Source organism: Streptomyces cyslabdanicus (assembly GCF_052663305.1).
Genome location: NZ_JBQRUW010000016.1, coordinates 283,645 through 304,402, shown reverse-complemented (window position 1 = coordinate 304,402; position 20,758 = coordinate 283,645). Strand labels below are relative to the sequence as shown.

At 70.2% G+C, this 20,758-nt stretch carries 16 protein-coding genes and 2 pseudogenes; 9 read left to right on the top strand and 9 right to left on the bottom strand.

The genetic code is table 11. The features are described from left to right. Window position 1 precedes the first annotated feature (1 nt). Both ACTYVM_RS11900 and ACTYVM_RS11895 read right to left on the bottom strand, forming a co-directional pair. Window positions 2–880 carry a dioxygenase family protein gene (locus ACTYVM_RS11900; protein WP_445525885.1) on the bottom strand — a complete coding sequence of 293 codons (879 nt, stop codon included), beginning with the start codon at window positions 878–880 and terminating at the stop codon, window positions 2–4. Window positions 881–1,528: 648 nt separating this feature from the next. Beyond that, complete coding sequence (locus ACTYVM_RS11895; protein WP_445525884.1) at window positions 1,529–3,049, bottom strand: MDR family MFS transporter; 1,521 nt, start codon at window positions 3,047–3,049, stop codon at window positions 1,529–1,531. A 309-nt stretch (window positions 3,050–3,358) separates the two neighbouring features. On the opposite strand from ACTYVM_RS11895, the pseudogene ACTYVM_RS11890 reads away from it, so the two are divergent. The 3 genes and pseudogenes from ACTYVM_RS11890 to ACTYVM_RS11880 form a co-directional block, all read left to right on the top strand. Next, window positions 3,359–3,622, top strand: a pseudogene (locus ACTYVM_RS11890) (PIG-L family deacetylase); the annotation flags it as partial. Window positions 3,623–4,254: 632 nt separating this feature from the next. Beyond that, window positions 4,255–4,965, top strand: coding sequence for a hypothetical protein (locus tag ACTYVM_RS11885; protein WP_445525883.1), 711 nt, complete (start codon window positions 4,255–4,257; stop codon window positions 4,963–4,965). After that, the gene (locus ACTYVM_RS11880; RefSeq protein WP_445525882.1) at window positions 4,962–5,630 is read left to right on the top strand and encodes a Fic family protein; all 669 of its coding nucleotides are present in this window, start codon (window positions 4,962–4,964) and stop codon (window positions 5,628–5,630) included. Before ACTYVM_RS11885 ends, ACTYVM_RS11880 begins: the two co-directional genes overlap by 4 nt. Window positions 5,631–5,801: 171 nt before the next feature. On the opposite strand, the gene ACTYVM_RS11875 is transcribed toward ACTYVM_RS11880, so the two are convergent. After that, window positions 5,802–7,310, bottom strand: a complete 1,509-nt coding sequence (locus ACTYVM_RS11875) for a tetratricopeptide repeat protein (RefSeq protein WP_445525881.1) — start codon at window positions 7,308–7,310, stop codon at window positions 5,802–5,804. 16 nt (window positions 7,311–7,326) lie between these two features. After that, window positions 7,327–9,186 (bottom strand): TerD family protein, encoded by a 1,860-nt coding sequence (locus ACTYVM_RS11870; protein WP_445525880.1) that lies wholly within the window; start codon window positions 9,184–9,186, stop codon window positions 7,327–7,329. Between ACTYVM_RS11870 and ACTYVM_RS11865 the strand changes: the two genes are divergently transcribed. Both ACTYVM_RS11865 and ACTYVM_RS11860 read left to right on the top strand, forming a co-directional pair. Beyond that, the gene (locus ACTYVM_RS11865; RefSeq protein ID WP_445525879.1) at window positions 9,069–9,800 is read left to right on the top strand and encodes a transposase; all 732 of its coding nucleotides are present in this window, start codon (window positions 9,069–9,071) and stop codon (window positions 9,798–9,800) included. The genes ACTYVM_RS11870 and ACTYVM_RS11865 overlap by 118 nt on opposite strands. A 97-nt stretch (window positions 9,801–9,897) precedes the next feature. Continuing rightward, window positions 9,898–10,254 carry an ankyrin repeat domain-containing protein gene (locus tag ACTYVM_RS11860; RefSeq protein WP_445525878.1) on the top strand — a complete coding sequence of 119 codons (357 nt, stop codon included), beginning with the start codon at window positions 9,898–9,900 and terminating at the stop codon, window positions 10,252–10,254. Here ACTYVM_RS11860 and ACTYVM_RS11855 read toward each other — a convergent pair. Both ACTYVM_RS11855 and ACTYVM_RS11850 read right to left on the bottom strand, forming a co-directional pair. After that, a pseudogene (locus ACTYVM_RS11855) lies at window positions 10,205–10,481 on the bottom strand (IS5/IS1182 family transposase); the annotation flags it as partial. The gene ACTYVM_RS11860 and the pseudogene ACTYVM_RS11855 overlap by 50 nt on opposite strands. Before the next feature lie 162 nt (window positions 10,482–10,643). Further along, window positions 10,644–11,066, bottom strand: coding sequence for a secondary thiamine-phosphate synthase enzyme YjbQ (locus ACTYVM_RS11850; protein ID WP_445525877.1), 423 nt, complete (start codon window positions 11,064–11,066; stop codon window positions 10,644–10,646). Between the two features lie 61 nt (window positions 11,067–11,127). Here ACTYVM_RS11850 and ACTYVM_RS11845 point away from each other — a divergent pair, with 61 nt between their 5' ends. Then, entirely contained in the window at window positions 11,128–12,207 is a 1,080-nt protein-coding gene (locus ACTYVM_RS11845; RefSeq protein WP_445525876.1) for an NAD(P)-binding domain-containing protein, read from the top strand. Between the two features lie 131 nt (window positions 12,208–12,338). Here the strand turns inward: ACTYVM_RS11845 and mltG are convergent, their stop codons facing one another. Together mltG and ACTYVM_RS11835 are read right to left on the bottom strand one after the other, a co-directional pair. Continuing rightward, on the bottom strand, window positions 12,339–13,184 hold the full coding sequence (gene mltG / locus ACTYVM_RS11840) for an endolytic transglycosylase MltG (protein WP_445525875.1): 846 nt from the start codon (window positions 13,182–13,184) through the stop codon (window positions 12,339–12,341). Window positions 13,185–13,227: 43 nt separating this feature from the next. Beyond that, complete coding sequence (locus ACTYVM_RS11835; RefSeq protein WP_445525874.1) at window positions 13,228–15,030, bottom strand: ABC transporter ATP-binding protein; 1,803 nt, start codon at window positions 15,028–15,030, stop codon at window positions 13,228–13,230. 116 nt (window positions 15,031–15,146) lie between these two features. Here ACTYVM_RS11835 and ACTYVM_RS11830 point away from each other — a divergent pair, with 116 nt between their 5' ends. Further along, complete coding sequence (locus ACTYVM_RS11830; protein ID WP_445525873.1) at window positions 15,147–15,602, top strand: MarR family winged helix-turn-helix transcriptional regulator; 456 nt, start codon at window positions 15,147–15,149, stop codon at window positions 15,600–15,602. A gap of 91 nt (window positions 15,603–15,693) precedes the next feature. Here ACTYVM_RS11830 and ACTYVM_RS11825 read toward each other — a convergent pair whose 3' ends face one another. Beyond that, the gene (locus ACTYVM_RS11825) at window positions 15,694–16,446 is read right to left on the bottom strand and encodes a L,D-transpeptidase family protein (protein WP_445525872.1); all 753 of its coding nucleotides are present in this window, start codon (window positions 16,444–16,446) and stop codon (window positions 15,694–15,696) included. A gap of 291 nt (window positions 16,447–16,737) precedes the next feature. Between ACTYVM_RS11825 and ACTYVM_RS11820 the strand changes: the two genes are divergently transcribed. Together ACTYVM_RS11820 and ACTYVM_RS11815 are read left to right on the top strand one after the other, a co-directional pair. Then, window positions 16,738–18,534, top strand: a complete 1,797-nt coding sequence (locus ACTYVM_RS11820) for an ABC transporter transmembrane domain-containing protein (RefSeq protein WP_445525871.1) — start codon at window positions 16,738–16,740, stop codon at window positions 18,532–18,534. Then, on the top strand, window positions 18,531–20,312 hold the full coding sequence (locus ACTYVM_RS11815) for an ABC transporter ATP-binding protein (RefSeq protein WP_445525870.1): 1,782 nt from the start codon (window positions 18,531–18,533) through the stop codon (window positions 20,310–20,312). Before ACTYVM_RS11820 ends, ACTYVM_RS11815 begins: the two co-directional genes overlap by 4 nt. Window positions 20,313–20,758: the final 446 nt, after the last annotated feature.

The following is a 20,758-nucleotide window of genomic DNA, read 5'->3' as shown; positions in this document are numbered from 1 at the left end:
CTCAGCGCTCCTCACGGGCGAGCACGAACGTCCACTCCACCGTCTGGAACGGCTCGTCGACGCGGGTGCCGTCCGGAGCGGTTTCCCCCGCATCGTGCTGGACGAAGTCCACCACCAGTGACCGCCTGACCCCGAAGACCGCGTCCCGCTCCACATAGGGGTCGTCACTGCGGACCAGCATGGTGATCAACGGCTCGTAGCCTTCGGCATGCAACCAGAAGTGCAGGTGCTCCGGGCGCATCGGCGACCGGTTCGCGGCACGCAGGATCTCCCCGCACGGCCCGTCGGACGGAACCGGGTAGTACCGCGGGGCCACCGACCGGTACCAGAACCTTCCCTCGTCGTCAGTGGTCAGCAAGGCACGCATGGCCAACTCACCGTGCAGTCTGTCCTGCATCTGCACGTCGTAGAAGCCCTCCCCGTCGCTGTGCCAGGTGTCCACCCTGGCGCCGGCCACGGGGTTGCCGTCCGGGTCGAGCACCCGGCCGTCGAAGAACAGCAAAGTCCCCTCGACCTCACCTGAGATGTCCGATCCGTTCTCCGCCGTCGGCCGACCTTCGACGTAGAAGGGGCCCAGCAACGTCGAATCCGTCACCGACCCACCACCTGGATGGTGAATCAGGTCCACCAGGACACTCAGGCCCAGAATGTCGGACAGCAGGACGAACTCCTGGCGCGTCGGAGTACAGGTCTTGCCCACACGCTCGAGGAAGTCCATCGCCTTGAACCACTCCTCACCGGTCAGCCGCACCTCCCGCGTGAAGTCGTGCAGGTGCTGCACCAGGCGAACGAACAGTTCCTTGACGCGCTCGTCCTCCGCGCCTTCGAAAGTCCTCTGCACCACCTCGGTGAGCGAGACCGCCGTCAGATCGATGGACACCGTCTCTCCTGTCGTTCAAAGGCCGCCCCGCGCCGGACCAGCCCGCGCTGCCGGTGGATCTTGTCCAACGACCCGAAGGTCTCCCGCGACAACCCCGGTCTCCTCACCACGGGTAAACCGCTCATCAAGAACCGTCACGAGCCGTCCACGGACTCCGCGAGTTCAACCTGAGCAACACGGTCGACCGGGCGCGATCGCACGTCCACTCTGGCAGCGCCCTCCAGATCACGCTGGCTGACCCGACCCGTCTCTACGCCATTCGGGGATCCGCCGGCCCGGCTGCGCGAACGGCACTGGCGGATCACGCGTGGCGTCTCCTCGCAGTGGCGCATGGGGCATCAACCTGCCCGTCGACTGCAGCCACAACGCCGATCTGTTCGCGCGGCTGCACCCGGACGCCTTCGAGTAGGGCGAGGGACGGCAGCAGCCCCGGGTCGAGGGAGGCGTCGCAGTCGCAGAAGCGCTGTTGCGAGTGCTGCGCGCTCATGAGCGAGCGTGGCTTCACACGACGGGAAACCGCCCCGGTCTGAACGTCCTGGCCGGTGCGCGTTCATGAGCCGGCGCTGAATAAGACCGCGCTCCCGCCCGGACGTTGTCGCCGGGCGGCAGCGCGATCGGTGCGCAGTCGGAGGGGGTGGGTCAGGACCTCTACGCCTTGACGGTGCCCCGCTCACCGAGGTCGGGATTCCCGTCCGCGGGCGGGCCCGCGTCGGCATCGGCGAGGGCATCGGCGGGGGTGTCGGTGCCCGCGACCCGCTGCGGCAGTTTCGCCGCGATCGCGATCGTCACCACGGCGAGGGCTGCCGCAACGCCGAAGCCCAGTTTCATACCGCTCACCTGGGCGGGCACGGCGGCGACACCATCGGCGATCTGGCTGGTGGTGCGCGACGACATCACGGTCACCATCAGCGCGGTACCGAACGCCGCGGCGACCTGCTGCAGCGTTCCCAGAATCGAGCTGCCATGGGAGTACAAGTGCGAGGGCAGCGCGCCCATGCCGAGGGCGAAGGCCGGGGTGAACGTCGCCGCCAGGCCCACCATCAGCAGCACGTGCAGACCCAGAATCTGCCAGTACGGCGTCGTCATCGCAATCTGTGCGTACCCGGCGAGGGCGAGCGCGATGCCGATCGAGCCGGGCAGCACCAGCGTCCGGCTGCCGAACCGGTCGAATGCCTTTCCGACAGTCGGTCCCAGCAGGCCCATGGCCAGACCACCTGGCATGACCAGCAGGCCGGTTTCGAGCGGGCTGAGGCCGCGCACGTTCTGCAGATACAGCGGCAGCAGAATCATCGAGCCGAGCATCGTCAGGAAGCCGATGGCCATCAGGGCCAGGGACAGGGTGAAGGTGCCGTACCGGAGGGTGCGCAGGTCCATCAGCGGCGTACCGTCGCGCTGCAGCCTGAGCTGGCGGAGCGCGAAAACCACGATGGCCGCGACACCGGCGGCGGCGATGCCGATGCCGAGCGTCCTGCGGTCGCTCTCACCGACCAGGCTCAGGCCGTACACCAGCCCGCCGAAGCCGAGCGCCGCGACGCAGACGCTGGACCAGTCGATGGAACTCGTCTGCTGCTCACCGACGTTCTCCAGCTTGCGCAGCCCGAACAGGGTCACCCCGGCCGCGATCGGCAGCACGACCACGAACAGCAACCGCCAGGAGCCGGCCTGCAGGATGACCCCGGACACGGCGGGCCCGAGCGCGGGGGCCACCGACATCGCCAGGGTGACGTTGCCCATCACCTTGCCGCGGTTCTGCGCAGGCACCACGGTCATCAACGTGGTCATCAACAGCGGCATCATCACGGCCGTGCCTGCGGCCTGCACGACACGGCCGGCCAGTAGCACCGCGAAGGCCGGGGCGACGGCCGACACGACGGTACCCACGAGGAAGGTGCCCATCGCAACCGCGTACGCCCGCCGGGTAGTGACCCGCTGCAAGAACCATCCCGTGACCGGAATCACCGCAGCCATGGTGAGCATGAACGCGGTGGACAACCATTGCGCCGACTTCTCGGTGATGTGCAAGGAATCCATCAGCCGCGGGATCGCGTTGATCATGATGGTCTCGTTGAGGATCACCACGAACGTGGCCAGCACCAGCAGCCGCACCACAACAGGTGTGCCGCCGCCCGCCTCCGCAGCGGTTGGTCGTTCCGGAATCGCAGCTGACATGACAGCACCTCACGGGGGTTCCTGGTCGCAGTCGCCCCGTAGCCGAGGGTCGCCGGACTGGATGGTCGGTAGTCGCACCGATACAGACCGGCGAGCACACCAGAACTCATCGGCCGCCTGAGTGTGCCTCATCGCCGAGTGGATCACCCCCGAATTAAAGCGTGGTGCACATCGCGCCCTGAGGGGCACCAACTGGTCACCTGCATGATCCGATCACGAAGGTACGGATCGGCAGCCGGCGCACGGACCCGGCTGGTCGGCAAGCTGCCGTAGCCGGGTGTGCGCAGCCGGGACGAGAGGGAGGGGGAGCAGCCGGATCCCGCCGAGGCCGCCGCGATGGCCGAGATCGAACTCCCCGACGAGGAGATCACCACCTGGGTGCACACCACCGCGTTCAGCGGTCAGAAGTTCGACGCGCTGGCCGCGCACGCCAGCCAGGGCGAGAACGTCTTCTTCCTCAAGATGGGCCAGAAGAGGTTCACCGAGTTGATGGGCGTCGAGACCTTCGTACGTGTCCAGGACACCACCGGCGCGGCCGTGCCCGAGAACGACCTCTTCGCCGGACTACGCTGATCCGCCCGCCTTCCCGGGCCTGAGAAAGCTCATGGCCCGTACCGCTCGATCGAGCCTGCTCGCACACCAGGAGGCTTGTTCATTTGGGGCCCGCTCCGGCACCGCTTAAACCTCAGGGTGGCCCTGCTCGGAAGCCAGTCCCCCACCCGGGCAGGGCCGTTGAGCGAGGACGTTCGACAGAGCTGGGCGGGGATCAACCGGACGAGTTGGTCGCCGGTATCCATCCCGAGCTGCGCGCTGCCCCTTACCGCCCGTCCCGGAGAAGATGCGGGCTGCGGGTCTGCACGGATCAGCAGCGCCGGCGTGGTGACTCACGGGCTTGTCAAGGCACGGGCCGAGCGACATTCGGTGCGGCCGGAATTCGACGCTACTGTTCCGTCACACGCGTCAGCCGAGGAAGCCCAGGCGCACCTGCCGGTTCGGATTGTCCTTGTTGACGTCCACCAGACTCCGTTAAGGCAACCCCACCGTAGCCGCAGGCTCGAGGCCACGGGAGCCTTGGGGGAGCCTCTGAGGGACTCGGCCCACTGGTCTGGGCGACGTCGATGCGCCCCTTTCCCAGGGCACCCCCCCTTGAGAACCATCTCGGGAATACGGTTGCACGTCCGTGCGGCGTCGGTGAGGCTCCCCTGGTGACGTACGAGTTCCTGCCGTCTGCCCTCACCTGGCCCGAGGTCGACCCCCGCACCCACCCCTTCGACCCGGCCACCGCTCGCACGGAGATACCGGCTCTCGCTCCTGCCGTACCGGCCCGCCCCAAGTACGGAAAGGACGATCCGGCATCGCTGCAAAAGCTCAACGACTGGAGCTGGGACGTGGGGATGCCATGGACGGAGGCCATGACCAGAGCCCTCGGCGAACGCTACGGCCGCTGGGTCCTCGGCTGGCACTGGGCTCATGACGAGGGAGACATCGGCGGCGGCCCGGTCGGCAACTGGTGCTGCGCGGCGCACTCGATCACCGAGCCGCGTAAGACGCACGCCCGCGTCGCCTCCGCCCTGTGCGAGTGGCGGGAGTGGCTCGAGGACCTGGCCGAGCGGTTCGACCGTTATCCGCTGGGCAATCTGCCTCCCGAGGACCGCCAGGACGCCTGGGAGCGTGCCACCGCGCACCTGGTCACCCACGTCGTGGACCGGACCAACGCCGGCGATGCCTGGTACGGGCACTGCCAGCAGGTGCTGACCTGGTTCCTGACGCGCTGGGACGTCACCCCCTCCCGGGCGGCGGAGTTGGTTGCCGAGGCCGTCGGCGGCCGTTTCGAAAGCTGGATGGAGCCCGAGCAGACCGTGGTCCGCGACGTCGCCGAGCGTCTCTCCGCCTCCCTGGAGCCCGACACCGCATGACCGCCGACCATCTGCGCACCTGGCTCGAGGTACGCGATTCGGTCCCGTGGCACAAGGCTCCGGTCGTCGGACCGCAGCTCGGCAAAACACCGGCGCATCCTCCCGCACCGACCCGGGACGGCGCGCTCCAGGACATCCTCACCTTCGACGCAGCTCGCTCACCGGAACGCTCCACACGCCTCCTGGACGCCCTCCGCCTGGCCCGCGCCGACGCGGCCGCCGACCGCCCTCTGGCCTTCGCCTTGCTCCAGCGGTGGCAACATCACGTCCTCGCCACGGACTCCGTCCCCTTCCGCACCCGACCCGCCTTCGCCAAGTCCGGCCGTGAACGCTACGGCGTCACCACGGACCTCCCAGCCCTCCTCGACAAGTGCCTGGCCCAGGCCACCGACTCTGCCCTCCCCCTCAACGCCCGCGCAGCCCGCACCTACCTCGACATCTGCTTCTTCCACCCGTTCGAGGACGGCAACGCACGGTGTGCGTTCCTGGCGTTGACCTACCTGCTGGCCCGCGAGGGCATCGTCCTCGACCAGGTCGCCCCCGTCCGGCGTGTGCTCCGCAGGGCGGATGACGCGGAAGGGGCGCTTGGCCTGGCGCGGGTGGTCGGCGTGCTCATGCGACGCGTACTGCCACCGAAGGGCCGGGCGCCGGTCTCGGATGGCTGAAACAGCCAGGCTGGCGTCACCCCGGCACTCCGGGAAATCACCCTCTCGGAAGGGGGCCTTGGGTGGGCGCGCGTGCGTACTATGCCCCCACCGCCAAAGCTGTGGCTTTCCGGGAGGTCGAGCGAGGCCTTCGGTCGGGATCTGGCCGGCCCGGGCGTCCGGCGAAGCAGTTCAGAGATCTTCGATGCGCAGTCTCCTCGTACTGTCCAGGCGGTCTCGCAGGTGAGCGATCGCCTTCTCCGGCTCGCCCTGATGCACCAGGCGTTCGGCCTCCGCGACCACACCGCCCAGCGTCCCGAACGAAATGCGGTCTTTTGCGGGGACAGCCTGCGGGGAGGGGTCGGCGTCAACTGTCTCAGGAGGGCTGCACAGCCTGATGACCTGGGCGCGGGCGCAGGCATACTCGTCAGGGCCACCACCATGCCGGGCAAAGTGGTCGTCCAGATACGCGAGAGCTTCGTCTGCTCGGTCGGCCTCGACGAAAATGCGGCAGAGCAGATGGATGATCCAGTCGGAGTCCCCGCCGGCCGTCTCGACCGCCCGACCCAGTATCTCGATCGCTTCGTCCGGGCGGCCATGGCGCGCAAGAAGTTCAGCGAGTTCGAATGCCGCATGAGGGTCTCCTGCTCTGCTGTACTGCCTCAGCAGGGCAACCGCCTCCTCGGCCCGGCCCCGTTCCTCCAGGAGTCGGGCGAGCGCGGTCCGGGCGTATTCGGCCCCGTCCTCGGTGAGACAGGCACGCAGCTCCGCCTCACGTCCGTGCCGGGCCAGCAGAGCGGCGAGTTGCTCAGCATGCCCGGCGAACACCATGCCGTCGACACTGACGTATTTCCTGAGCAGTACCGCCGCCTCGTCGACGCGACCCTGGCGTTCCAGGAGCATGGCGTGCAAGGGGACGGTGTCCCAGGCATCCGTCGCCCACGACTCGAACGGGACCGTCGCACCGACGCCGACGGGTGGGAGTAGGGCGGCGATCTCGTCGTCACGGCCATGACCCGCGGTGACTTCCACCAGTACCTCGGCAAGGGAACTGCCGGCGGTGCGGGGACCGAGCAGTGCGAGGACCTGGTCGATGTGGCCCTGCCGGGCCAGCACGCGCGCAAACTCGCACGCGGCCTCTCGGTGACCGGTGTCGGCGTGCGGACGCAACAGTTCGGCGGCTTCGTCGAGCCGCTCCCCGTCGGCGAGCAGCCGGCCGACGGTGCGGACAGCAGGCCACCATCCGGTGGAGGCGAACGGCTCCAGGAGCGTCAACGCCTCGACCTGTCCATCGGATCCACCGCCGGCCACGGCGGCTTCGGCGAGCCGGTGGGCGCAGAACCAGTCACCGCGAGCCGCGGCCTCGTGGAGCATGCCGTGATAGCCATGCTTGTGGAGAGCCGCGGCGACGGCGGGTGGTATCCAGCCGTCGTAGGTGCGGTGGCGGTGGTCGAGGTCGACTGCGTCCATGATCGCGAACCCTAGCGGCCGGAAAGCTGCCCAGAGCGCCGCCGCACGAGCTCCCAGCACAGGACGTACATCGCTCTGCGCCATCGCACTTGCCGCGGTGGGAAATCGCACTGTCCGCTGCGCGGCGCCGTGCGGGCCATGCCCCGCGAACCTCTCGGCTTCGCCCTGACGTGAGCTTCGCACCGCACGGCCGAAGGCACGCCGCACGGGCCGAGCAGCACCGGTAGACATTCGGGCGCCTTTGGGGTCACTCGGCGACGTCAACGCCGTAGCCGCGGGCCAGCTCGGCCAGGCCATGGTCGTAGCCCTGTCCGACGGCGCGCAGCCGCCAGCCGTCGCCTCGGCGGTAGAGCTCGGCGAGGATCATGGTGCGCTCGGTGGTGGCAGCGTCGAGGGTGGCCCGGGCGGTCGGGGCCGCGCCGATCCCGCAGGTGGCGGTGATCTCGATGGCGCCGATGTCGGAGAACGTAGCGGTGCCGTCGATCGCGGCGGCGATGACGACCCGGTGGACCTCCAGGGGCAGTCGCTCCAGATCAGCGGTGATGGCCTGTTCCGTGGGGCTGTCCGTAGCGAGCCGTACGGTGCCGTCCGGATGCTCGGGTGCGCCGTAGAAGACGAAGTCCTCATCTCCTGCTACCTGCTCATGCGCATCGAGTACGAAAGCGACGACGTCCACCTCGCAGGTGGTGTGCTGACCCCACGCGGCGGCCACCGTCCAGGCTGTGTCGACGTCGGGCAGGTCGATGACGGCGCCTCGGACCAGTACGTCTGCCGTGTCCGGCTGGTTCACGGCCGTGCTCTGCGCTAGCGCGAGTATTGAGGCAGGGGCGGGTGCGAGGAGCCAGTCGGCGTCGTGCACGCGCAGTCCGAGGGAAGCGATGCGGCTCATGCGCCGGTCCGATTCGCCGCCGGGCAGCACCACGATGTCGGTCACTCTGGCCGAGAGGTTGACCGCTGCGGAGGCACCGAGATCGACAACCCGAGCGCGTGCCGCCGCGGCCTCCTCGTGGGTGCCGCCCAGGACCAGGACCCGACGCCCGGCCAGCGACCGGTCCGCGCCAACAGTGGGTGTGGCCGGTGCAGTGGTGCGCTGGGCGGGGACGTTCGGCGCGGGCGTAGCCTGTGCGATCGTAGCGTTCCCAGGTGTCTCGGCCGTGCGGCGTTGCCCGGCGGTGCCAATGCGGGCGGTGCCCTTGGCCTGACCGGGCTGCACATTCTCCAGCAGCCGCAGGTAGGTCGGCTCGTCCACGAGGAGGACGCCCTCGGCCGTGGCACGACGCAGTTTGCCGGACGCGGCGCCGGGATCGTTGGTGACGACGACGCTGGTCTGGCCGCTGACCGAGGTCATCATGTTCAGCCCGGCCGCCACCGAGCGGGCGACCAATTCCTCGCGAGAGATCTGGGTGTCCCCGGTTATGGCGACCTTCATCCCCTGCACCAGTGGCCCGCCCGCCGCTAGGCGGCCGGGATTGCGGTAAGCGCAGGGAGTCTTGGGGACGTAAGGCTTGTAGTCCTGGCGGGGCGGGCAGGTCAACAGTGGCAAGGGGAGGCCCAGTTGCTCGGCGGCGTCGAGCGAGCCGCGCAGGACGCCTGAGAGTACCCGTACGTCGTCTCGTGCGTCGTGGGCTCGCTCCTGGCGCACGCCATAGTGCGCGGCGAGAGTGCCTAGCTTGAGGTCGGGCGTCGGGGGCCCGACGATGCGGTTGAGAGCCAAAGTGCACAAGCGTCTGCTGACCGGGACCCAGGAACGGACGCGGGCGAACTCGTGGGCCAAGAAGTCGTAGTCAAACTGCGCGTTGTGGGCGACCAGAACGCGGCTGCTGAGCAGTGCACCCAGCTGCGGCGCTACCTCCTCGAAGGTGGGCGCGCCCGCAAGACGGGCGGAGGTGAGGCCATGGATGTGCACCGGGCCGGGGTCGCAGCCCGGGTTTAGGAAGGTGGCGAACTCTCCTGTCTGCCGGCCGTGTCCATCCAGCGTGAGGACTGCCAGTGAAAGGACGCGGTCCCTGCCGGGCCTCAGCCCGGAGGTCTCCACATCCACCAGCACCCAGTCGTGGAAATAGTCGGGCAGGATGGGCCACTTCGGGCTCGACGACAGCACGGCCATGCTGGGGCTTCCCTCCCGGGGTGCGGCAGGCGGCGCGAAGCCTGCCCGCGGTGACGGTCGACCGGGTGGGATTCTCGCACGCGCCGGACACTGTTCGGAGTGGAGCCATCACGGAGGGCCAGCCCAGCGTACGGGCCGCGGATACTGTCGGCGCCGACAGCCGGAGATGGGATGCGGGCAAGAAGGTTGGCGGGCGCAAGCGCCACGTGATCGTGGACACGATCGGCATGGTCCTGGTCGTGCTGGTGACCGCCGCGAACGTGCAGGACCGCGACGGCGCCCGCCCGGCGCTGGAGTTGCTCCGCGACCTCTACGAGCGGGTCGTCCTGGTGTGGGCCGACGGCGGCTACGCGGGCAAGCTCGTGGACTGGGCCAAGGACAAAGTCCACGTCGCCCTGGAGATCGTCAAATGCGGTGACGACGCGAAGGGCTTCGTGGTGCTCCCGAGGCGCTGGGTGGTCGAGCGCAGCCTGTCGTGGATCTGCCAGCGCCGCCGGTGCGTCCGCGACTACGAGCGCTTACCCGAGCACCACGAGGCCATGGTCCACTGGTCGATGACCATCCTGATGCGACGCCGTGTCGCCCGCGTCACCGCCCCTGCAACCCCGAAATGATCAGTTCATGGACGGGCACTAAGAGGTTATCCCATTTGGCCAATGACGATGTGAATAGTCGCTGGTAGCAGCGCTGGAGTAGCGGTTGAATGCCTTGGTGAGTGACTACTGGACACCCGCCCATCACGCTGTCGAGCACCAGGACGCGGAGACCCTGGCCGGGTTGCTGGCCGACGGGTCCGATCCCGATGAGGTCTTCAGCAACATGACGCTGCTGACGCACGCGATCGACGTCGAGGGCGACAGTTCGCTGCAGAGTGGCCATGCGTTGACGGTGCATACCACTGCTGTGCTGCTGGCCTTTGGGGCGAATCCGGAGCTGGCAGATCCAGGTGGTCACACCCCCATGGACATGGCCAATCATTACGGCCACGACCCGGCGGTGAAGCTGCTGCGAGCCCACATCAGCGGGCGAGCCGCCGATAACAGATCAGGGTGCAGGCGATGCTGGTGAAGGCCAGGGAGTGCTCGGCTTTGCGTTCGTAGCGGCGGTGCAGACCACGGCAGCCGGCGAGCCAGGCCATGGTGCGGTCGATGGTCCAGCGGTGCCAGCCAAGTCGTTGGCTGGATTCGATGCCCTTGCGGGCGATGCGCGGTGTGATGCCCCGGCCGCGTAACCATCTCCGCATAGCCCTTGTCGCCGTGGAGCTTGCCTGGTCACCGACGCCGTCGTCCGCGACGGGAGCGGGTGCGCAGTATGCCGCAGACCAGCGGGTTTGGCGATCCGGGGCATCGTCAAGCCCGGCAGGTAGGCGACCTTGCAGCCCCTGTCGCGGGCGACCTGCCCAGAAGGCGGGTCATTCGGTGTGGCCGGGATTCGACGCTACTGTTCCTTCACACGCATCAGCCAAGGAAGCTCAGCCGCACCTGACGGTTGAGATTGTCCCGGTTCGTGTCCACCAGGCACACCGACTGCCATGTGCCCAGTTCCAGTCGGCCGCCGATGACCGGGATGGTCGCGTGCGGCGGCACGATGGCGGGCAGGACGTGGTCGCGGCCGTGGCCGGGGTGGCCGTGGCGGTGCTGCCAGCGGTCGTCGGCGGGCAGCAGGGTGTGCAGGGTGGCGAGGAGGTCCTCGTCGCTGCCGGAGCCGGTCTCGATGATGGCGACACCGGCGGTGGCGTGCGGCACGAACAGGTTCAGCAGACCGTCCCGGCCGGCCGCGGTCTGCTGGAGGAAGGCCTCGCAGTCACGGGTCAGGTCGACGACCGTCTCCCGGGAACCGGAGGCCACGTTCAGCACTCGGGTGGTGAAGGCAGGTGACATGCCTCCCATCCTCCTCGATCCCCGGGGAAGATCCGCGCCCGCGGCACGGTTGAGGAGAAGCGTGAACACGATACGTGAGGTCGACGTGGTCGTCGTGGGCGCTGGTCAGGCGGGTCTGTCCAGCGCCTATCACCTGCGGCGCACCGGGTTCGAGCCGGACCGCGACTTCGTCGTGCTCGACCGCCCCGCCGGTCCGGGCGGCGCCTGGCAGTTCCGGTGGCCGTCGCTGACGTACGGAAAGGTGCACGGGATGCACGCGCTGCCCGGGATGGAGCTGACCGGCGCCGATCCCGAGCGGCCGTCGTCGGAGGTGGTCGCCGCGTACTTCGCCGACTACGAACGCGCCTTCGACCTGCGGGTGCGGCGGCCGGTGGAGGTCATCGCGGTCACGGAGGGCGCCGGCGGGCGGCTGCTCGTCGAGACCTCCGACGGCACCTGGTCGACGCGGGCGCTGATCAACGCGACCGGCACCTGGGACCAGCCGTTCTGGCCGCGGTACCCGGGTCAGGAGACCTTCCGCGGTAGGCAGTTGCACACCGCGCAGTACGCCGGGCCCGAGGAGTTCGCCGGGCAGCGCGTGATCGTGGTGGGCGGCGGCGCCTCCGGCACCCAGCATCTGCTGGAGATCGCCACCTGGGCGGCCGCCACCACCTGGGTGACGCGACGGCCGCCGGTCTTCCGCGACGGTCCGTTCGACGAGGGAGCGGGGCGCGCTGCGGTCGCGCTGGTCGAGGAGCGGGTGCGGCAGGGGCTGCCGCCCAGGAGCGTCGTCTCGGTGACGGGACTGCCGCTGAACGACGCCGTACGGCAGGGGCTGAAGGACGGGATCCTGGACCGGCAGCCGATGTTCGACCGGATCACCCCGGACGGGGTGCGGTGGGCGGACGGACGGCACGTGACGGCCGACGCCATCCTCTGGGCGACCGGGTTCCGGGCCTCGCTGCGTCATCTGGCGCCGCTCGGGCTGCGCGAACCGGGTGGCGGCATCCGCGTGGACGGCACCCGGGCGGTCGCCGACCCCCGGATCCACCTGGTCGGCTACGGCCCTTCGGCCAGCACGATCGGCGCCAACCGGGCAGGCCGCGCGGCCGTCCGCGACATCAGGCGCCTGCTGGAGAAGGAACCGGCCGCCGCGGCGTGACGGCATGGGGCGCCGTCGGCACGAGCCGCCGCGGCACGACCGATGCGGCCGCCGCGGTGTGGTCGGCACAGGCCACCGTCGACGTGAGCCGCCGCGGCGCGACCAGCGTGGCTGCCGCGGCCGGGCACGGCTCACTTCGCGGGCTCTGGAGTCTCGCCTCTCAGGAGGGCGTTGAACTCCTCCACATTGCGCTGGTGCTCGGAGTAGTCGGCGGTGAAGCGCGTGTCGCCCGGCTTGACGGTGACGAAGTACAGCCAGTCGCCCTGCGCCGGGTTGGCCACGGCGCGCATGGCCTCCTCGCCCGGGCTGTCGATGGGCGTCGGCGGCAGGCCCATGCGCTGGTAGGAGTTGTAGGGGCTGTCCAGCCGGGTGTCCTCCATGCTCATGCGGACCGTGTTGCGGTTGAGGGCGTAGTTGAGGGTGGAGTCCATCTGGAGCGGCATGCCGCGCTCCAGCCGGTTGAAGACGACACGGGCCACCTTGCTCATGTCGGCCTTCGAGGCGGCTTCGGCCTGGACGATGCTCGCGATGGTGACCGCCTGGTACAGGTTCATGGAGTTGCGCTGCGGGCCGGCGGCGACCGGGGCCGCCTTGAACCTCTTGTTCGCGGTGTCGACCATGTAGGACAGCAGGGACTGCGGGGTGGTCTTCTCGTCGATGGGATACGTCGCCGGGAAGAGGTAGCCCTCCGGGTTGCCGTCGGCGGTACCCGGCAGGTCCAGATGGGCTTCGGCCAGCGACTGCTGTGTGGTGCCGGGGGCCAGGGCGAGAGCCTTGTCGATGGCGGCGTAGATCTGGCCGGACCGCCAGCCCTCGGGGATCACCAGCGTGCGGGGGTGGGCCGAGGCGTCGTAGTGGATCGTCAGCAGCGGCACCGCCACGGCGGTGCCGGCCAGGACGGCCCCGGTCAGGACCAGAGCCACGCGGCCCCGGCGCGTCAGTCGGGTCGTTCTCCGTGACGGAGTGTTCCTCTGCATGCGGGCACGGTAACCCCCAAAGGGCCGAAAACCCGGCATATCGTCATCTTGTCGGCTCCAGTTGCGCGTCTCGGCGCACCAGGGCCGCGTAGCGTCCGTCGAGCTCCAGCAACTCCTCGTGGGTCCCGCGTTCGGCCGGCCGCCCGGAGTCGAGGACCACGATCTGGTCGGCCCCGCGGACGGTGGACAGGCGGTGCGCGATGGTCAGGGTCGTCCGGTTGGCGGACAGGGAGTCGATGGCCTCCTGCACGGCGGCCTCCGTACGGGTGTCCAGGGCGCTGGTGGCCTCGTCGAGGATGAGGACCGGCGGGTCGCGCAGGATGGTCCGGGCGATGGCCAGACGCTGCTTCTCACCGCCGGAGAAGCGGTGGCCGCGCTCGCCGACGACCGTGTCGTACCCGTCGGGCAGGGCTGCGATGTGGTCGTCGATCTGCGCCGCCTTCGCCGCCGCGCGCAGCTCCTCGTCGGTGGCGTCCGGCTTGGCGAAGCGGAGGTTCTCGGCGACCGAGGCGTGGAAGAGGTACGTCTCCTGGGAGACGACGCCGACCGCGCGGGCGAGGGTGTCGAAGTCGAGGTCGCGCACGTCGACCCCGTCGATGGTGACGCGGCCGCCCGTGACGTCGTACAGCCGGGGCACCAGGTAGCCGAGCGTGGACTTGCCGGCGCCGGTCGGGCCGACGATCGCGAGGCTGCTGCCCGCAGGCACGGTGACGTCGATGCCCTCGAGGATCGGGCCGCTCTTGTCGTCGTAGCGGAAGTCGACGTCCTCGAAGCGGACCTCGCCCTTGACCCGGTCGAGGTGGATCGGGCGCTCGCGCTCGGTGATGTCGATCGGCAGGTCCAGGTACTCGAAGATGCGCTGGAACAGCGCGAGCGAGGTCTGGATCTGCACACCGGTGGACAGCAGGCTGACGGTCGGCCGGAACAGGCCCTGCTGGAGCGAGACGAAGGCGACGATCGTGCCGACGGAGACCTGCGGGCCGCCGAACTGGAGGGCGATGCCCGCGGTCCAGTAGATGACGGCGGGCAGGGCCGCCATGACGATCGTGATGACGGCCATCCGCCAGCGCCCGGCCATGTTCGACCTCACCTCGAGGTCGACCAGGCCTTCCGACTCGGCGGCGAAGGACTCGGTCAGCGAGGCCGAACGGCCCATCGTGCGGCCGAGCAGGATGCCGCTGACGGAGAGGGATTCGGTGACCGTGGCGGCGATCGCGGCCATCTGCTTCTGCCGCTGGGTGGTGATCTTCTTGCGCTCGTTGCCGACCCGGCGGCTGATCCAGACGAACACCGGGAGCAGCAGCAGTGAGACCACGGTGAGCCGCCAGTCGAGGGCGACCATCGCGACGATCGTGGCGACCACGCTGGTGACGTTGGAGACCAGCGAGGTGGCGGTGGAGGTGACGGTGGCCTGCATGCCGCCGATGTCGTTGGCGATGCGGGACTGCACCTCGCCGGTGCGGGTGCGGGTGAAGAAGGCCAGGGACATGCGCTGCAGCCGCCCGTAGACGGCGGTGCGCAGGTCGTGCATGACCCGCTGGCCGACGGTAGTGGAGATCAGCGTCTGCAGCACGCCGAAGACGCTGTTGAGGACGGCACTGAGGATCATGCCGAGCGCGAGCAGGCTCAGCAGACCGGTACGGCCCTGCGGGATCGCGACGTCGAGGATCTCCTTCAGCAGGAAGGGCGTGGCGACCGAGACCAGCGAGGCCGCTCCCACCAGCAGGCCGACGATCGCGAGACGGCCCCGGTAGGGACGGAAGAGCCGCAGGATCCGGCGGACCTGCCGCGGCTGTTCCCCGGCGTCGGCGGGTGGGGTCCAGATGGGTTGACGGTCGGGATGCATGGGCTCCTACGGGGGTGGACGGGCGCCGGACCGCAGGTACGGCCGACGATGACCACCCGATCCTAGCTCACTGTTACCTATACTCACAATGAACGAGGTCCTGGTATGGTGCCCGCATGACCTCCCCCGACCCCGACGGCCTTCTCGCCGAGCAACTGCTGCGGCTCACCCGCCGGGTGCACCGCATCCAGAAGCGGCACCTCGAACAGCACGCCCTGGGCATCACGCCCGCCCAGTCGCGGCTGCTGCGCACCCTGGCGCACTTCGGCGAGCCGCCCCGCATGGCGGATCTCGCCGAGTCCCTGGAGGTCGTACCCCGCGCGGTGACCACACTCGTGGACGGCCTCGAGGCGAGCGGCAAGGTGCGCCGGGCCCCCGATCCGGCCAACCGCAGGGTCATCCGCATCGAGCTCACCGACGACGGCCGCACGGCCCTGCGTGAGCTGCGCCGCGCCCGCCGCGCCGCAGCGGAGGAGATCCTGGCCCCCCTGACGGGCGAGGAGCGCGAGACGCTCGGCGGACTGCTGGACACACTGGTGGGCGCGGTGCCCATCCAGGGACGCGGCCACTGAAGCGCACCTTCGGCACGTCAACGCCGTTCCGGACGCGGCATGTCGGCGCCAGGGGCGAGGAGAGTGCCGAGCGGTTCCGCCGGCGGGAAGGCTACTGCCGCAGGTTGGCCTTGTCCCCCATGACGATGACGGGCCTGTCCTTCGGGTCGAGCCTGCGGAGCAGGTACTTCATCGCGGACTCCGGAACACTCACGCAGCCCAGCGTGCCGTCACCGTGGTCCAGATGCAGCCAGATGCCGCCCCCCTTGCTCTGACCCAGCGGACGGGTCGGCTCGTCCGGACGGGTACCCGGCAGGCGGTTGTAGTCGATGGCTATGACGTAGTCGAAGTCGTGCCAGTGCGCTTCGTCCCAGGACAGGGGGGAGATGAAGGCGTCCTCGTCCTGGGTGTACGGGAGCAGGGCGCCCGGATCGTCCAGGACGCCACCGGCGTCGGAGAGCGTGAACACTCCCACCGGGGTCCGCTCGTCGCCCTCCTGGTGGTCGGTCGCCCAGCCGCGCTTGCCGTTGTGCGCCGGCCAACTCCTCTGCGGCTCCCACCTGGTGCCGCGCTTCTCGTAGAGAACGAGCGTGGAGTAGGGGGAGGTCTCGTACTCACCGAAGACCGCCACGATCTGCCGGGTGCCGACGGGTATCCGCTCCCACATCCGGTCCCCGATCCCCGGAACCCGGGACTGCACCTCGGGCGCGCCGGGCCGGGCGGTCCCCGTCGGCCCGCCCGGTCTGGGTATGTCGCCGTAGTGGCGGACCTCGTTGGGTGTTCCGCCGCACGCGGCCACCGCCACCAGAAGGAAACCACAGGTCGCCGCCGCGACCGTCGCACGTCCTGCACCGCGAGTCTGCATGTCCTCATCTTGGCCAGGAGGCGCGACATGATTCACCCGAGATTGGCCCAAACAGCCTTACATCCTCCCTATGAGGGCATCTCGCTCGTTGACTCCTGGTCAGAGACCCCTGACGTGGGAGCCGGAACGCGGCGGGTCCGGGCATCCGGCGGGTCGGGAGCGAAGCGGCCAATCCCGTTCCCCCCAACGGAAAACCGTTTGCTTTCGACCACTTTGCGACGCCAGGCTGTCACGGCTCGCCCGCCGCCCCGGCGGCAGCCTTCCGCCCCTGACACGAGCCACTGGGACGTCATGCAGATTCAAGACCTTCCGTATCCCGATCCGGGTGTGCCTGACGCACGCTCGGGTCCCCGACTCCTGTGGTGGCTGGGGCGGAACCAGCTGGGCGGCCAGATGCAGGCACTGGCATGGGGACTGCTGCACTTCGCCTCCGTCTCCTCCCTGCCGTTCTGCGTCGGCCTCGCCGTCCAGGCGGTCGTCGACCGTTCGGGTGCGCGGCTGGCCCTCGCCGGCGGGCTGTTGACGGTGGCTTGTACCGGCAACGCGCTCGGCGACACCTACCTGCACCGCGCCGCGGTCACCAACTGGATCACCGCCGCCGCCCGCGTCCAGCAACTGCTCGCCCGCAAGGCCGCCGGGCTGGGCTCGGCCCTGACCCGGCGCGTGGCCGCCGGCGAGGTGGTCGCCGTATCCACGGCGGACGTCGAGAAGATCGGCTGGTTCGTGGAGGCCGTGTCCCGGTTCACCGCGGCGGCCCTCACCATCGTGCTGGTCTGTGCCGCCCTGCTCGTCTACCAGCCCGCCCTGGGCGTGGTCGTCGCCGTGGGCCTGCCCGCGCTGGCTCTCGCGGTGCTGCCACTGCTGCCCCGCGCGACCCGGCGCGCCGACGTCCAGCGCGAGAAGGCGGGCCGCGCCACCGAACTGGCCTCGGACACCGTCGCCGGCTTGCGGGTGCTGCGCGGTATCGGCGGCGAGGACCTGTTCCTCGACCGCTACCGGCGTGCCTCCCAGGAGGTGCGGCACGCGGCCGTCCGCAGTGCCCGCATGTGGTCCCTGATCGCCGCGATCCAGGTCCTGCTGCCGGGCCTGCTGCTGATCGGGGTCGTCTGGTACGGCGTGCACCTGGCCCGTGCGGGCCGGATCAGCGTGGGCGAACTCGTCACCGTCTACAGCTCCGTCATGGTCCTCACCTATCCGCTGCGGCACTTCGTCGAGATCGCCATGGCGTACTCCTTCTCCCGCCCGTCGGCCACCCGGGCCGCCCGGGTGCTGTCCCTGGAGCGGGCCACCGACGGGACCGGGACACGGGCACCCGTCGTGCCGTCAGGTGATCTGCACGACCCGGCGACCGGCCTCCGGGCGCCGGCCGGACGGCTCACCGCCGTGGTCTGCGGCGACCCGGACGCCGCGGGACGTCTGGCGGAGCGGCTCGGCGGCCACCCCACCGAGCCGGGCATCTCCGCGCTGCTCGGCGGCGTACCCCTGGACGAGCTGCCGCTCGACTCCGCCCGCACGGCCGTCCTGGTCCAGGACAAGGACCCGGTACTGCTCTCCGGGTCGCTGCGTGAACTGCTCGACGTGCCCGCCTCGGGGAAGGTCACCGCGCGGGAGGCGCTCACCGCCGCCCAGTGCGACGACGTCCTGGACGCGCTCGCGCAGGCGTCGCCCACCGCCGAAGACCCGATGGACGTCCGGATCACCGAGCGCGGCCGGTCCCTCTCCGGCGGCCAGCGCCAACGTCTGGCTCTGGCCCGGTCGCTGATCAGCGACCCGGAGGTGCTCGTGCTCGACGAACCGACCTCCGCCGTCGACTCGCACACCGAGGCGCGGATCGCACAAGGCCTGCGCGACCTGCGGGCCGGACGCACCACGGTCGTGTTCACCTCCTCGCCCCTGCTCCTGGACCGCGCCGACCAGGTGGTACTGGTCCAGGAGGGCACGGTCGCCGCAGTCGGTGCGCACCGGGACCTGGTGCACACCGAACCCCGGTACCGCGCGGTGGTGAGCCGGGAGACCAACGAAGACCTGCAAGAGGACCGGCAAAAGAACCTGGAAGAGGACCTGGAAGAGATGGAGGAGACGGCATGATCGGCGTGGCGCCCCCCGCCTATGACCCGGCGGCCCCGACGACGGCCGACTCCCTGCCCGTCGGCTCCGCCGCGACCGTCCGTTCCTACGTGACCGAGCTGCTGCGCCGGCACCGCCGTGCCTTCGTTCTGCTCGTCACCGTCAACACCGTCGCGGTGGTGGCCTCCATGGCCGGTCCCTGGCTGCTGGGCAGCCTGGTCGAACGGGTGTCGGACGACACCCGGGAGCTGCATCTGCCCCTCACCGTCGGGCTGTTCGTCCTCGCGCTGCTCGTCCAGGCAGTGTTCGTACGGGAGGTGCGGCTGCGCGGGGCGATCCTCGGCGAGCGGATGCTGGCCGACCTGCGCGAGGACTTCCTCGTCCGGTCGGTGGGCCTGCCGCCGGGGGTGCTGGAGCGCGCGGGCACCGGCGACCTGCTCTCCCGCATCACCACCGACATCGACCGGCTCGCCAACGCGATGCGCGAGGCCGTACCGCAGCTGGCGATCGGGGTCGTCTGGGTGGCGCTGCTGCTCGGCGGCCTGGTCCTGACCGCGCCGCCGCTCGCCGCGGCCGTGCTGCTGGCCGTGCCGCTGCTGGTGCTCGGCTGCCGCTGGTACTTCCGGCGGGCGCCGTCCGCCTACCGCTCGGAGGCCGCGGGCTACGCCGCCGTGGCCGCCGCGCTCACCGAGACCGTCGACGCCGGGCGCACCGTCGAGGCACACCGCCTGACCGAACGCCGCGTCGCCCTGTCCGAACGCCGGATCACGCAATGGACCGCGTGGGAACGCTACACGCTCTGGCTGCGGTCGGTGCTCTTCCCGGTCATCAACGTCACTCACGTCACCGTGCTCGCCTCGGTGCTCATGGTCGGCGGGGTATTCGTCCTGCGGGGCTGGATCGGGGTCGGCCAGCTCACGACGGGCGCCCTGATCGCGCAGATGCTGGTCGACCCGGTGGGGCTGATCCTCCGCTGGTACGACGAGTTGCAGGTGGCGCAGGTGTCGCTGGCCCGGCTCGTCGGGGTGCGCGACATCGAGCCGGACGCCGGGGACGACTCGCTGGCCCCCGCCGGCCGGGACGTGGACGCGGACCGGGTGCACTTCGGCTACCGGGAGGGCGTCGACGTGCTGCGCGAGGTCTCCCTCAAGGTCGCCCCCGGCACACGGCTGGCCCTGGTCGGCCCGTCCGGCGCCGGAAAGTCCACCCTGGGCCGGCTGCTCGCCGGGATCTACGCCCCCCGGGACGGCCGGATCGCGCTCGGCGGCGCCGAACTCTCCCGGATGCCCGCCGAACGCGTCCGCTCCCATGTCGCCCTCGTCAACCAGGAGCACCACGTCTTCGTGGGCTCCCTTCGCGACAACCTGCTGCTCGCCCGCACGGACGCCGTCGACGCCGAGCTGTGGGCGGCACTGGGCGCGGTCGACGCGGACGGCTGGGCGCGTGCCCTCGACGACGGTCTGGACACCGAGGTCGGCTCGGGCGGTCTTGCCCTGACCCCTGCCCAGGCCCAGCAGATCGCCCTGGCCCGGCTGGTCCTGGCCGATCCGCACACGCTGGTCCTGGACGAGGCGACCTCGCTGCTCGACCCGCGTGCGGCCCGGCATCTGGAGCGGTCCCTGGCGCGTGTCCTGGACGGCCGCACGGTCGTCGCCATCGCCCACCGGCTGCACACGGCCCACGACGCGGACATCATCGCCGTGGTCGAGAACGGCCGGATCAGCGAGCTGGGCGGCCACGACGACCTCGTCGCGGCGAACGGCGCCTACGCTGCCCTGTGGCGTTCCTGGCACGGGTGACCGCACGAACGATCCTCACCCTGCCGCATGGCGTCCCGCCCCGGCCCCTGCCGCGGACCGCGAGCCGCACAGCCTGCGGGCCGCGGTACCTGTCGTCCGCGGTGACGGGTGCGGTGTGCGCCGCTCAGGCTGCGACACAGGCGCGGCCTGAGCGGTGACCGGCACCGCGGCCGGCGCGGTGGCGGGCGCGGTGAGGGGCGCCGGGACCGGCTTCGTCGCGGCGGCGGGGCGATGCCGGAACCTGGCCGGGACCGGTGGTGGACGGGGTATCGGTCAGGCGTCGCGGCCGGTGCCGTTGCGCGGTGCCGAACAGCGGTGGAAGGCTGGAAGGCGGAAAGGGCTCGGGGAGCGCCCGGGAACCGTACGGTTCGTTCCGGGTGTCGGCTGTGCTCCGCGCATCGGCGGCCGCGCTCCGGCCGCGGAGAGAACGGGCCCGTCCCCACCAC

Coding starts and splice junctions, on each gene's coding strand:
- ACTYVM_RS11895 (WP_445525884.1), bottom strand. CDS start 3,049: ATGTCAGCTGCGATTCCGGAACGACCAACCGCTGCGGAGGCGGGCGGC.
- ACTYVM_RS11880 (WP_445525882.1), top strand. CDS start 4,962: ATGACCGCCGACCATCTGCGCACCTGGCTCGAGGTACGCGATTCGGTC.
- ACTYVM_RS11875 (WP_445525881.1), bottom strand. CDS start 7,310: ATGTCTACCGGTGCTGCTCGGCCCGTGCGGCGTGCCTTCGGCCGTGCG.
- ACTYVM_RS11870 (WP_445525880.1), bottom strand. CDS start 9,186: ATGGCCGTGCTGTCGTCGAGCCCGAAGTGGCCCATCCTGCCCGACTAT.
- ACTYVM_RS11850 (WP_445525877.1), bottom strand. CDS start 11,066: ATGTCACCTGCCTTCACCACCCGAGTGCTGAACGTGGCCTCCGGTTCC.
- mltG (WP_445525875.1), bottom strand. CDS start 13,184: ATGCAGAGGAACACTCCGTCACGGAGAACGACCCGACTGACGCGCCGG.
- ACTYVM_RS11835 (WP_445525874.1), bottom strand. CDS start 15,030: ATGCATCCCGACCGTCAACCCATCTGGACCCCACCCGCCGACGCCGGG.
- ACTYVM_RS11830 (WP_445525873.1), top strand. CDS start 15,147: ATGACCTCCCCCGACCCCGACGGCCTTCTCGCCGAGCAACTGCTGCGG.
- ACTYVM_RS11825 (WP_445525872.1), bottom strand. CDS start 16,446: ATGCAGACTCGCGGTGCAGGACGTGCGACGGTCGCGGCGGCGACCTGT.
- ACTYVM_RS11820 (WP_445525871.1), top strand. CDS start 16,738: ATGCAGATTCAAGACCTTCCGTATCCCGATCCGGGTGTGCCTGACGCA.
- ACTYVM_RS11815 (WP_445525870.1), top strand. CDS start 18,531: ATGATCGGCGTGGCGCCCCCCGCCTATGACCCGGCGGCCCCGACGACG.